This window comes from Luteibacter sp. (assembly GCF_035539195.1).
In the GTDB taxonomy this organism is placed as follows: Bacteria; Pseudomonadota; Gammaproteobacteria; order Xanthomonadales; family Rhodanobacteraceae; genus Luteibacter.
The window spans coordinates 74,352-86,516 of the sequence record NZ_DATLIW010000025.1 but is presented as its reverse complement, the minus strand read 5'-3'; the positions used below and the strand labels follow the sequence as shown (position 1 = coordinate 86,516).

12 protein-coding genes and 1 tRNA gene are annotated in these 12,165 nt (G+C 62.5%); 5 read left to right on the top strand and 8 right to left on the bottom strand.

From position 1 onward, the window contains the following. Positions 1 to 27: 27 nt before the first annotated feature. The 3 genes from VM621_RS07110 to VM621_RS07100 are packed head-to-tail and all read left to right on the top strand — an operon-like array spanning position 28 to position 1,729. Positions 28 to 396, top strand: coding sequence for a UBP-type zinc finger domain-containing protein (locus tag VM621_RS07110; protein WP_325468272.1), 369 nt, complete (start codon positions 28 to 30; stop codon positions 394 to 396). Further along, positions 393 to 1,373, top strand: a complete 981-nt coding sequence (locus VM621_RS07105; RefSeq protein WP_325468271.1) for an NAD(P)H-quinone oxidoreductase — start codon at positions 393 to 395, stop codon at positions 1,371 to 1,373. Before VM621_RS07110 ends, VM621_RS07105 begins: the two co-directional genes overlap by 4 nt. A 20-nt stretch (positions 1,374 to 1,393) precedes the next feature. Beyond that, the gene (locus tag VM621_RS07100) at positions 1,394 to 1,729 is read left to right on the top strand and encodes a tRNA-binding protein (RefSeq protein ID WP_325468270.1); all 336 of its coding nucleotides are present in this window, start codon (positions 1,394 to 1,396) and stop codon (positions 1,727 to 1,729) included. A 64-nt stretch (positions 1,730 to 1,793) separates the two neighbouring features. Here the strand turns inward: VM621_RS07100 and VM621_RS07095 are convergent, their stop codons facing one another. Both VM621_RS07095 and VM621_RS07090 read right to left on the bottom strand, forming a co-directional pair. Further along, positions 1,794 to 3,647 carry a beta-galactosidase family protein gene (locus VM621_RS07095; protein ID WP_325468269.1) on the bottom strand — a complete coding sequence of 618 codons (1,854 nt, stop codon included), beginning with the start codon at positions 3,645 to 3,647 and terminating at the stop codon, positions 1,794 to 1,796. A gap of 220 nt (positions 3,648 to 3,867) precedes the next feature. Beyond that, the gene (locus VM621_RS07090; RefSeq protein WP_325468268.1) at positions 3,868 to 4,296 is read right to left on the bottom strand and encodes a hypothetical protein; all 429 of its coding nucleotides are present in this window, start codon (positions 4,294 to 4,296) and stop codon (positions 3,868 to 3,870) included. A gap of 276 nt (positions 4,297 to 4,572) precedes the next feature. Between VM621_RS07090 and VM621_RS07085 the strand changes: the two genes are divergently transcribed. Beyond that, on the top strand, positions 4,573 to 5,352 hold the full coding sequence (locus tag VM621_RS07085; protein WP_325468267.1) for a hypothetical protein: 780 nt from the start codon (positions 4,573 to 4,575) through the stop codon (positions 5,350 to 5,352). A gap of 54 nt (positions 5,353 to 5,406) precedes the next feature. On the opposite strand, the gene VM621_RS07080 is transcribed toward VM621_RS07085, so the two are convergent. The 6 genes from VM621_RS07080 to tpiA form a co-directional block, all read right to left on the bottom strand. Beyond that, the gene (locus VM621_RS07080; protein ID WP_325468266.1) at positions 5,407 to 5,685 is read right to left on the bottom strand and encodes a hypothetical protein; all 279 of its coding nucleotides are present in this window, start codon (positions 5,683 to 5,685) and stop codon (positions 5,407 to 5,409) included. A gap of 508 nt (positions 5,686 to 6,193) precedes the next feature. After that, positions 6,194 to 6,727 carry a hypothetical protein gene (locus VM621_RS07075; protein ID WP_325468265.1) on the bottom strand — a complete coding sequence of 178 codons (534 nt, stop codon included), beginning with the start codon at positions 6,725 to 6,727 and terminating at the stop codon, positions 6,194 to 6,196. Then, positions 6,724 to 7,938 carry an ATP-binding protein gene (locus VM621_RS07070; RefSeq protein WP_325468264.1) on the bottom strand — a complete coding sequence of 405 codons (1,215 nt, stop codon included), beginning with the start codon at positions 7,936 to 7,938 and terminating at the stop codon, positions 6,724 to 6,726. Before VM621_RS07070 ends, VM621_RS07075 begins: the two co-directional genes overlap by 4 nt. A 186-nt stretch (positions 7,939 to 8,124) precedes the next feature. Next, positions 8,125 to 8,209 (bottom strand) — tRNA-Leu (locus VM621_RS07065). A 32-nt stretch (positions 8,210 to 8,241) separates the two neighbouring features. Next, positions 8,242 to 8,673 (bottom strand): preprotein translocase subunit SecG, encoded by a 432-nt coding sequence (gene secG, locus VM621_RS07060; RefSeq protein WP_325468263.1) that lies wholly within the window; start codon positions 8,671 to 8,673, stop codon positions 8,242 to 8,244. Positions 8,674 to 8,695: 22 nt separating this feature from the next. Next, positions 8,696 to 9,448 (bottom strand): triose-phosphate isomerase, encoded by a 753-nt coding sequence (gene tpiA / locus VM621_RS07055; protein ID WP_325468262.1) that lies wholly within the window; start codon positions 9,446 to 9,448, stop codon positions 8,696 to 8,698. 161 nt (positions 9,449 to 9,609) lie between these two features. On the opposite strand from tpiA, the gene VM621_RS07050 reads away from it, so the two are divergent. Beyond that, on the top strand, positions 9,610 to 12,021 hold the full coding sequence (locus VM621_RS07050) for a DUF3772 domain-containing protein (protein ID WP_325468261.1): 2,412 nt from the start codon (positions 9,610 to 9,612) through the stop codon (positions 12,019 to 12,021). The last annotated feature ends 144 nt before the right edge of the window (positions 12,022 to 12,165 follow it).

The following is a 12,165-nucleotide window of genomic DNA, read 5'->3' as shown; positions in this document are numbered from 1 at the left end:
ATCGGGGCATCCCTTACGGAGGTGCCCATGACCAGCGAGAACGACGGAATCAACCCGGCCGCCGAACCCAGCGGCACAGGCTGCGTGGAATGCCTTGCCGCCGGCACGTGGTGGTTTCACCTGCGCCGCTGCGCCGAGTGTGGCCACATCGGCTGCTGCGACGATTCGCTGCACAAGCATGCCAGCAAGCATGCCCATGCCACCGGCCACCCGGTGATCCAGAGCTTCGAGCCCGGCGAGGACTGGTTCTACGATTATCGTACCGGCGACATGTTCGACGGCCCCTCGCTGAAGCCACCGCACAGCCATCCCCGCGACCAACCGACACCCGGACCGGAGGGCCTCGTGCCACGCCACTGGCAGGCCGTGCTGGCGCGCGGCGAGGAAGGCGCATGAAGGCGATCGTCTTCGAGGAATTCGGGGCCGCCGACGTTCTCCATCTGCACGACGTCCCGGAACCCGAACTGCGCGATACCGATCTGCTCGTACGCAACCATGCGGCCGGCGTAAATCGCGCCGACATCATCCAGCGCACCGGTGGCTACGGTAAGGACAGCTTCGGCGACTCGGCGATCATGGGCCTGGAGATCGCCGGGGAGGTCATCGCGATGGGCAAGGACGTCCGCGGTTTCGCCAAGGGCGACCGCGTCATGGGCATCGTCGGTGGCGGTGGCTATGCCGAACTTGCCCGGATCGACTATCGCATGGCAATGCCGATCCCCGAGGGCATCGACTATGTCCAGGCGGCCGGCATCCCGGAGGCCTTCGTCACCGCCCACGAAGCGGCCTTCCACCTCGGCCGGCTCGACGCCGGCGAGAGCATCCTCATCCATGCCGCGGCCAGCGGCGTCGGTTCGGCGGCCGTGCAACTCGCCCATGCGGCAGGCGCGCGGGTGTTCGGTACGGTGAGCACCGGAAAAGTCGAACGCGTGCGTCAGCTCGGCGCGGACGTCGCCATCGATTACAAGACCGACGACTTCGCCAAGGCGATCGAGCGCGAGACCGCCGGCAAGGGCGTCGACGTGATCGTGGACTTCATCGGCGCGCCCTATTTCGAACGTAACCTGGCTTCGCTCGACTTCGGTGGGCGTCTGGTCGAGGTCGGTCTGCTCGGCGGCGCGAAGGGCGCCTCCCTGCCGCTGGACCGCCTGCTCTATCGCCACCTGCAGATCATCGGCACGGTGATGAAGTCGCGACCGCAGGGGGTCAAGCAGGCCATGACACAGCGCTTTCGCGATCGCTGGCTGCACGCCTTCGCCGATGGCACGCTGGTGCCGGTCATCGACACCCGCTTCCCTCTCGCCGAAGCGGCGCAAGCGCATCGACGCATGGAGTCTTCGTCCAGTATCGGTAAGATCATCCTTACCATGTAGCTGCAAAGACGAGCTTGACGATGAGTGAGACGATTAACTGGGCCGATTTCGAGAAAGTGATGCTGGTCGCGGGAACCGTCGTCCGCGCCGAGGTTTTTCCCGAAGCGAAACGTCCCGCCTACCTGATCTGGGTAGACTTCGGCCCGCATGGCGAACGCAAGACCAGCGCGCAGGTCACTGGCGTGTATCGACCGGAGGACCTCGTCGGCCGGCAGATCGTCGGCGTGATCAACTTTCCCGAGAAGCAGATCGGGCCGGTACGCTCGCAGTTCCTGCTGACGGGGTTCCACACGGACGAAGGCGTGGTGATCACGACCGTGGAGCGGCCCGTGCCCAACGGCACGCGGATGGCCTGAAAGCCCTCGCAGTCAACACCCGCTGCGCCGCCGACGCGGGAAGCATCCGACGGCGCAGGTGGGTTTACTTGGCAGGCGTAGCGAACACCGGATCCTTGAGTCCCGCGATCGTGTGCGAACCGCCCGCTTGCATCTCGAGCACCACGATGTCGTTTCGCCCCTTCTTCAACCAGGAGGCCGGGACATAAAGCGACTGCTGCGGTCCGATATTCCAGAACCGGCCCAGGTGATGGCCGTTGACCCAGACGTTGCCCTTGTTCCAGCCGCGCATATCCAGGAAGCTGCCGTCCGGCTTCGCCATGGTGAAGCTGCCGTGCCAGAACGCAGGTCCCTGCCCTGCGCCGCCCGGCGCGAAATGCAGGCCGGAGAGGTCGTCCAGCGGTAGCGGGTAGACCGACCAGTCGAGCACGTCTTCGCCGCCGACCTGCACCGAATAGGTGATGCCCTTGTACTCGTCGGCCATGTCGGGGTCGATATTGATGCGGCCCATGTTCTCGACGACGAGGTCCAGCGTGCTGCCGGCTTTCACGTCCACCGGCATCTCGTGCTGATCCAGGCGCCGGTCGAGCGTACCGAGCGGCTTGCCGTCGGCGAGCACGGTGGCGTAATCGCGCACGTCGTTCACGTCGAGCTTGCCCTTCGCGTCGGCGTCGAGCACCTTGCGATAGAGGATCAGGCCGTAGTTCTGGCCGAAGGTCTCCATGCCATGCGGCGTGCGCGTGGTCTGCGCTTTCGACAGGCCGGGCAGCGCGTCGAGCAGGCTCACCGAGGTATCGAGGGTGAAGCGCGGGATGGCCACGGTCGGCGACGAGGCCGGCGGCTTGGGCAGCGTCTCGCCCTTGGGCAAGTGCGCGGCGATGACCTTGCGCAACGCCTCGTACTTCGGAGTGAGGCGCCCGGCCTCGTCGATCGGGGAGTCGTAGTCGTAGCTTGTCGTGACCGGGAGGTAGTGCGAATCCTCGTTGTTCGCGCCGTTCATCCAGCCGAAGTTGGTCCCGCCGTCGACCATGTACAGATTGAACGAGATACCGTTATCCATCATCCACGAGACCGCGCTGGTCACGTCGGCGACGTCGCGCGTCTTGTGCGCCTGGCCCCAGCGATCGTACCAGCCGGTCCAATACTCACCGGCCATGCGCGGCATGCCTTCCATCAACGGGGCCGAGCGGCGAAACGCACGCTCGGTCTGCTTGCCATCACCGGTGAAGTTGATGACCGAGACCAGGCCAGGCAAGGAGCCGCGCGGCATCCACGTCGGCCCGGGGCCGTTGGAGGTGAACATCGGGATGTCGAAGCCGGCATCGATCATCTGCTGGTGGATCGCTTCGAGGTAGTCGTGATCGTTACCGACGTAGCCGTATTCGTTCTCCACCTGGACCATGAGGACCGGGCCACCACGACTGCTCAGCAGCGGCGCCAACTCCTGGTTGAGCCGCTTGAACCACTCGGCACTCGCCTTGAGGAAACGCGGATCGAACGAACGGATGCGCAGGCCGGGCGTGCGCAGCAACCACGCCGGAAAGCCACCGAACTCCCACTCCGCGCAGACGAAGGGGCCCGGACGCACGATGACGTTGAGGCCCTCTTCCTTCGCTGTCCGCACGAACGCCGCGATGTCGCGGTCGCCGCTGAAATCGAACTTGCCCGGCTCGGGCTCGCTCTCGTTCCAGAACGCGTACGTGGTGATCGTGTTGAGCCCCATCGCCTTGGCTTTGCGCAGGCGATCGCGCCAGTCCGCGCGGGGAATGCGCGGATAGTGCATTTCACCCGAGCGGATCACGTAAGGCTTGCCGTCGAGCAGGAACTGGCCGTGATCGACCGCGAAGTGCGGCGGCGTGGCAGCGACAGGCGCGGCCAAGGAAGGAGTAGCCGCGCCCGCTAGCAGGCAGGTCGACAGGAGCAGACTCAGGCGCTTCATCGTGTCTTCCGCAGGTGTGAAGCGTCAGAACTTACCTACGCAGCCCATAGAGAGCAAGGACGTCCGTCACACGGCGCGCCCCTTCCCTGGCGGACGCCGATAAACTCATACAATATCAAAAGCCTGGGTAGGCGTGCCCTGGTGATACGCCATGCGCCAGTCACCGCTCGATGATCCACGAAGCCGTGCGAGCGAGATCACGAGGGCGATCCGCCGGCGCTCACGCGGTAAAAAAGCTCGGCGAAATCTCGACCGCGAACGGGTCGTGCAGGCGCACTTCGCGGGCGTCCGCCGAGACGATTTCATAGGGTACGTAGATAAAACGCGCATATCCCTTCGACTCCAGATGGACGCGAACGCCATCCTTCGCCGGCGCTTCGAACTCGTCGGGAATCGTCACGTTCGCCACCAGCGCCGCGGCGAGTGCCTCCGCGGGTCGGCCAGTCGAGAAGCGCTCGAAGATCACGCGATAGACGTCTTGCGCCTCCGGCTCGCCGTCACCCTCATGACCGGGATCGGCGGCCAGCTTGCCCTCTTCCGACACTGTGGCGCCGAACGGATAGAAGTCGCCGTTTTCCTCCAGCATCTCCTTCGCAAAATCCATCGAAAAGGTGAGTAGCTGGTTGAGCCGTTCCTGCGTGACATCCATACGAATTCCTCGAGCGCGTCGATCGGCGACAGGTGGAAGCATCGTATATCGGACGGTCTAAGACTTCCAATCTAAGTAACTGTCGCCGAACCTGAAATATAGGGCTATAGCGCGCATTTCGGCCCGGAGGACACGGCGAAGCACCCTTTACCTCGTCGGCACGCAGAGTAGGCTGGCCTGGCTGGGACTCGGAGAAGAGGACGGTTCCGGCACCGTGGGGCCATCTGAGCTATCCGGGCAGATCTTGGCGACGCACACCGCAGTCGGAGATTGGCGATGAAGAAGATGCTTATCGGTGGAGTGCTCCTGACACTCCTGCTTCCGTTCCAAGTCATGGCGCAAAGTGCCTTCGATGGCACCTGGAAGGTCGACATCAGTAAGGTGAAGTCGTCCAACAAGCCCATGATCATTACCTTGAAAGACGGCGAGTACTCGTGCGACTGCACACCGCCCATCAAGATCAAGGCCGACGGTGCCGACCATCCGGTGACGGGTCATCCGCGTATCGATACCGACTCGGTGAAAATCGTCGACAAACACACGATCGTCGAAACCACGAAGAAAAACGGTGCCGTGGTCAACACCAGAACCACCACCGTCGCCCCTGACGGCAAGACAGCGACCTTCGCATCGGTCAGTACCCGCGAAAGCGGCACAGCTACCGTCAAAGGTACCCTGACGCGCACGGCCGCCCCCGCACCCGGCTCGCATGCCGCCGCCGGCTCATGGGTGACGAGCAGCTACCAGAGCGCGTCGGACAACATGACCGGCTACACGTATAAGGTCGACGGCGACACGATCAGCATGAACGACATGCGCGGTGAGTCGTACACCGCAAAGCTCGACGGCAAGCCTGTGCCTTATAAGGGCGATCCGGGTACGGAGACGATCTCGGTCAAGATGGTCGGCAACGCCCTCGAAGAGACCACCACGATGGGCGGGAAGACGACGTCGGTCGCAACGTCGACCGTTTCGCCAGACGGTAAGACCATGACCACCGTCATCCGCTACGAACCGAGCAAGCGCGACATAACCCTGGTCGCCATGAAGCAGTAGGTACCAAGCCCGGCTCCCCCGCCGGGCTTCTCCCCAATCTGGAGCCGCGCGTGGTCACGCCGCGTTCGCCGCCTTCCAATGCAACGCGGCGTGCGCCTGTGCCGTGCATTGCACGCCAGCGCGGGTGATCTTCCCGATCGCCTCGAGCGCAAGCGCCATGCGCTGGCAGTCCACGCTGTCGGACTCATGGACAAGCTCGGCGAGAAGCTCGGAGAGTCCACAGGCGTACTGAAGCCATTCCGTCGCTTCATTCAACAGCTGGTGTGCCGTGGCGCCCGGCTCGAAATCGTACTTTGGGTTGCGGTTCGCGTAGACGTTTTCAGATGTTTCCATAGGTCGCTCCTTACATTTTCCCGCCGCCGAGTTGCGGCACGCCAGGCACTGCCAGACGTGCCGCGGATCATTCGGACTCGCGGTTTCGACGGCTACCCGTGACCGGGCGCCGGGCGGCGTATTGATGAAGTGGATCGCAGCGTCAGACCCTGGGCACCGGCCCACACCGCTACCCGCCGGGTGGCTCGGCCAAGAAAAATCTTATGGAAAGGCGCTGCCGCTGCGGTTCGTCAACCGCGTCTGCGCTGTAGGCAGGCGCCTCGGTAACCGGGCGGTTTGTCGCCGAGGGGATTCGGCGGGCGGGCGGGTGCCGTATGATCGTGGGTAGCCACAGATCGACTCCTTGCTAGTTGGTTGTGGTCAGCGAGGCAGGAGTGTTGCTGCACTCCTGTCTCGCGTTTATCGCCGCATCGAGCGATGGTTGCCTGCGACGCGTAGAGACCGACTACGCAGGCAACGGAGTGACCGTAGCAAAACAACATTCGGTTGTCTGTAGGCGAAACTTGCGTCAGACGGCTCGCACTCTCGGGATGCCCATGTGATTCATGAGCTCTGCGAGCTGATCCACCGTTTCCCTGGCTCGATCGAGCGTTTCCATCGTTAGTTGCCTCTCCATCCAGCCAACGTCGTGCGCCTCACATCCAATCCGATCTTTCAGAAGTCTCTTAAGGTGCCTAGTGTCGCCTTCTGCTCGGATGCCAAGAATTCTCAGGACCCAAGCTTCCAAGCACGGGCTTGATTCGATGACATCGAGTCGCCCTCTTCGACCGATACGGCTTCGTCGTGCCTTAGCGCGCTCTGCATCGGTCCAATCCGTATCGATGTCGAGTAGCAGGATCACCTTATCGTGGTCTCGGTTGTTGGACAGCCGAATTGCGACGTCAAGGACGTGCTTTCCACCCTTCCCACGCGCATTCGCTTCCTGCACAGACCGCCCGAGGGAATCCCGATACAGGGCTTTGATGTGGCGGACCAAGGCGACCTCGGCATCTCCCTCGGCGACGACGAGAAGGGTCTCTTTGACAACTCGTTTTATCGTCATAGTTGAGGAATAGCACCGTAGGCGCCGCTCATGTACTTCGCGTACAGATTGTCCTGACTGCGAACACCTTCCATGGAGTCAAGTCGCCAAGACGCGCTCTCGCAGTGATTCTTCTCCACAAGAACCACCTGCGATTTCCCGAGCAGATTCATGACCTCCACGGAGTGGCTGGTAAAGATGATCTGCGCATTGTGTGGGTTGGTGACTCGGCTTGCGAACAGCTCCAGGAGCGGCTCGATCATGTGAGGGTGCATGTCGCTTTCAAGCTCATCGACGACGGCGATACCGCCCGTAGAGAGCACGCTAAGAACATACCAAAGTGTCACGAACGCCGTCTTCGTGCCACTGGACTCTTCCATCAGCGGAAGCTCGATCTTAGAACCATCCTTTAACGTATGAACACCAAACGGTATGTACTGCGATGCAGGGCTTACACCCTCCGGAAGTTTTAGCTCCGGATTGAACGGGAAGTCGATCTTTCGAATGGAAACGCCGGAAAGGCCAAGATCCCATGCACGTAGCAGTGCCTCCATCTTCTCTCTCAGCACGTCGTTGCCGTGGAAGAATCGGGTGGCAGAACCGAAAGCGGCATCCGTATTCAAACGACCTATCTGCATGATGTTGCTCGAAACGCTAACCGCCGCCATCTGCTGTGCCAACTCAACGCCGTACTGTGCGGCGGTCGAAATAAGCGAAGCGTTCTGACGGACCTTCTTCGCCTCGGCCGCATTCAAACCGAATCCATCCTGCTTGATCGAGTAGTGCTCCTCTTCGTCGTTCCAATCACGAACAAAGACGTAGGAAAACTTTGCGCCCTTCTTATTGGGCTTCTTATGAAGGGACTCGTGAAGCACTCGCTCCGGAGTAGCTTTCAAGACATACCTCCATAGCACGCCGTCAGCGTCGTCCGCCTCAAGTTCGAATTCCACTGGCTCGTTCGGAGCGGAGAAGTGCGGCCTGATCGGAATCAGCTCGGTTGGCTGGCTCTGGAAAGAATGCGCGGTGAACCAGTTCAGGAAGGCGAGCGGCTTTATCAACGACGTCTTACCCGCACCGTTCGGGCCTACGACAGCCATCGCCGTGGCCAGTCGGTGACCTGTGCTCGACTCTTCATCCCAGCCCCGCGAGCTGGCCTTCTGCGTCAGCCTGAATGAGACTTCGGCACGCGTTATGAAGCTCTGCGAGTTCGTGATCGCGTAGGAATGAAGCATGATCGCATCTCACTGATAAGCAGCCCTTGCTGGCCGTTAAACTCAGTTTACGACAAAATTTTGTCGATATTTATAGATATTGATCATATTTCTATCTTTTCACTATCAGCGCCAAAATCGATCGCCCACAAAAAAACCCGCTTTCGCGGGTTTCTTTGCGATCCGGTGAGGTCTCCGGATCTGTGTTGGTGCCCAAGGGGGGACTCGAACCCCCACAGCCTAAACCGCTACCACCTCAAGGTAGTGCGTCTACCAATTCCGCCACCTGGGCATAACTTTTACAACGTGTTGCGGTGTTGCTGATTACTTCTTGGCCGGCTCGGCGGGAGCCTGCTTGGCTTCCTGCTTCGCGGCCGGAACATCGGTGTTCGCTGCCGGGACGGTGGCGACGGGTGCCTGGGGCACGTCCGACGCGACCGGCTTCACCGGAGCGTTGTTGGCGGGAGCGGCCGGCACGGTAGCACCGGACATCACACCAAGATCCGCGGCCGGCTGGGGAGCACCCGAGCGACCGAGGTAAATGCCCATGCCCAGGCTAAGCACGAAGAACAGTGCCGCCAGGACTGCCGTGGCTCGCGTCATGAAGCTCGACGAACCACGTGCACCGAACACGGTCGCGGACGCGCCGCCACCGAAGCCGGAACCTGCATCCGCACCGGCGCCGCGCTGCATGAGAATCAGCACGATCATCGCCGCGGCGATCAGGATATAAAAAACACTGAAGAGGATGAACATATCTTCTGTTTGCCGTGTCGCGTTATCGACGCGCCGCGGCGCAAATATCCAGGAAATCGGAGGCTACGAGAGCGGCTCCGCCGATCAATCCCCCGTCCACATCAGGCTGGGCGAAAAGGTCGGCCGCATTGGCCGGCTTCACGCTGCCACCGTAAAGCACCCGGGTCAGGAGCGAGATATTAACATCCTTTTTTGCCACTTGGCTACGGATGAACGCATGAATTTTTTGCACCTTGTCCGGGGTGGCGGTAAGGCCCGTTCCAATGGCCCAAACCGGCTCATAGGCGATCACGCCGGTCCGGAAAGCCTCTACGCCATAGATGTCGATCACCGCGGCCAGCTGGCGGCCGATGACTTCTTCGGCCCTGCCCGCCTCGTGCTCCTCCTTCGTCTCGCCCAGGCAGTAGATGGGCGTGAGTCCGGCATCGCATGCGGTCCGGAACTTCTTCGCCAGCAGCGCGTCGGTCTCGTGGTAGTACTGGCGGCGCTCGGAATGCCCGACGAGGGTCCATTTGGCACCGACGTCGCGGACCATCGAGCCGGAGATCTCACCGGTGTAGGCGCCCTGCTCCGGGTGCTCGGAAATCGTCTGCGCACCGAAGGCAAGGCCGCGGTCGCCGTATTTATGGACCAGGTCGGCGAGATAGATGGTCGGTGGAATGACCAGCACGTCGACGCCGTCTTCCAGGCCCTCGACGATCTCGCGGACCAGGGCGTCGGCCATCTTGCGCGATCCGTGCATCTTCCAGTTACCGGCGACGAGCTTCTTGCGCATGGGTTGCTTCCGGTCAGGGCCAGGGGGCGGCAGGATAGCGGCGGCTCCCCCGGCGGCAAAAGCTGCAACGCCGCATAAAGACCGCCGAACACGACGTTCACCGAGGGTATCGCATAACCCTCGGAATTGACCTGCCCCGTCCCGCCTTCGATGATCCCCTCATGCGAACCCTGAGAATTTTCTTTACCGCCCTCCTTTTGACCGTCTCGGTCGCCGCCTTCGCGCAAGCGCCGGACGACGACCCTGGCAAGCAGATCGGCGATCTCCGCGGCCAACTCGACCAGATCGAGAAGGGCATGAAGGACGACAACATCACCGATTCGGCGATCGACGACCTGCGCGGCCAGGCCGCGGATGTCGCGACCAAATCGCAGAAAGTGTCCAGCGCCCTGTCGCCCAACCGCGACGCGGCCAAGGCCCGCCTCGACCAGCTCGGCCCCGCTCCCGCCGCCGGCACCAAGGAAGCGCCGGAACTGGCCGCCACTCGCAAGGACGCCCAGAAGGCCTTCGACGCGGTCGACGCGCAGATCAAGCAGGCCGATGGCATCACCCTCGAGGCGCAGCAGACCAACAGCCAGCTCGCCGACCTGCGGCGTATCCGCTTCCAGCAGTTCCTCTCCCGACGCACCGCGTCCCCCTTGTCGCGTCCCTTCTGGTCGGAGCCGGCGAAAGCGTTTCCGCGCGACTCGGCCAACCTGAGCGACTTTGCGGGTGGGGTGAAGGCCGATCTGGTCAAGAGCTGGACCGACGGCAACCGCGTGGCCCTGATCCTTTGCAGCCTGTTCGGTGTGTTGTTGATGACGGTCGTCCGCTTCTATCTGGAGCAGCGCGCCCGCAGCCTCACGGCGAACCGCATGCCACCGGGCCGCCTGCGCCGCTCGGCGCTGATTCTGGGTATCACGCTGACCTCCGCGCTGACCACCGGCCTGGGTACCCAGTTGCTCTATCTGGGTTTCAACTGGGAGGAGACGTTCAGCGACGAGACCGACACGATGGCCAAGGCTCTCGTCCGCATCGTCTTCTTCGGCGCTTTCATCGCCGGCCTGGGCCGGGCTCTCATTTCGGCGAAGCGACCGTCGTGGCGCCTGCCCGCCCTATCCGACGAAACAGCGCTCAGCCTGCGCCGCTTCCCGATGCTGTTCTCGCTGGCCGTGGTGCTGTTCTACTTCCTCAAGGAGCTGAACCGCACGATCGGCACGAGCCTTGCCGCCACGGTGATGACCAGCAGCCTGCAGGCGCTGGTGCTGACCACGCTTACCGCGATCGGCCTGGTTCGCCTGAGCCGCTCGCACAAGATCGACGAAGACGGCGAGACTCCGGCGCCCCGTCCGATCTGGGCCAGCCTGTTCATCGCGGCGGCGTGGATCGCCATCGTCGCGTCATGGATCGGACTGCTGACCGGCTTCGTGGCCTTCGCCTCGTTCCTCGCCGGCCAGGTGGTGTGGACGGTGATCGTGCTGTCCACCACGTATCTTGCGATGCGCCTGGTCGACGATCTGTTCGAGACGCTGTTGTCCGAGAAGGGCCCGATGAGCGCGCGCGCGCAGGCGGTCTTCGGCACGCACCCGCGCTTGCTCGATCAGGCCGGCGTGCTGCTCTCGGGCATCGTGCGCCTGGCGCTTTTCATGTTCGGACTGGTGGCCGTGATCTCCGGCTTCGGTGCCGGCGCGTCGGACATCCTGACGCTGGGCACCAAGCTGCAGACGCTGAAGATCTACGACTTCGAATTCAAGCCGGACCAGATCCTCACCGCGATCGGCCTGTTCTTCCTCGGCCTGCTGGCCGTGCGCGTGATCAAGAACTGGTTGTCCGAGCAGTACCTGCCGCGGACGAACCTCGATCCCGGCATGCGCAGCTCTCTGACCACGCTATTGGGTTACGTGGGCGTCGTGATCGTCGTCGCCATCGCCCTGCTGGCGATGGGCCTGTCCGTACAGAACGTGGCATGGGTCGCCTCGGCGCTATCGGTGGGTATCGGTTTCGGCCTGCAGGCGATCGTGTCGAACTTCATCTCGGGCCTGATCCTGCTGGCGGAGCGGCCGGTGAAAGTCGGCGATTGGGTGGTGCTGGACGATGCCGAAGGCGATATCCGGCGAATCAATGTGCGCGCCACGGAGATCCAGGTGGCGGATCGCTCGACGATCATCGTGCCGAACTCGTCGTTCATCACCAAGCCGGTGCGCAACATGACGATGGCGAACCCGCAGGGGCGCGTCCTGATCAAGCTGCCCATGCCACTGGATACCGACCCGATGGAAGCGCGCGAGCACATGCTCGAAGCGATGCAGGCGCACAAGCAGGTGCTGGAGACGCCGGGACCGTCGGTCACGCTGGATAACATCGACCGTGCGGCGATGACGTTCGCGGTGACTTGCTATGTGGGTGGGCCACGCGACGTGGGCAGTGTGAAGAGCGACCTGCTGTTCGACATCATCGCTCGATTGCGCAAGTCGGATATTCCGTTGCTGCGGCCGCAGGATCTGGTGTTGCGCGGCGGCGGGAATATGTCGGATGTGGTGGGACCGGCGGCGGAATCGGCGCCCAAGGCGTCTACCGACGATCCGTCTAGCTGATCGCTAGCGCCATAGCGCCATCGCTGGCACCCTATCCATCGCTAGCACCCTATCCATCGCTAGCACCCTATCGCCGCTGAAGCGGCTCCCACACGAGCGATGCGCTGCATCCGGGAGTTGCTTCGCTCCATGTGGGAGTTGCTT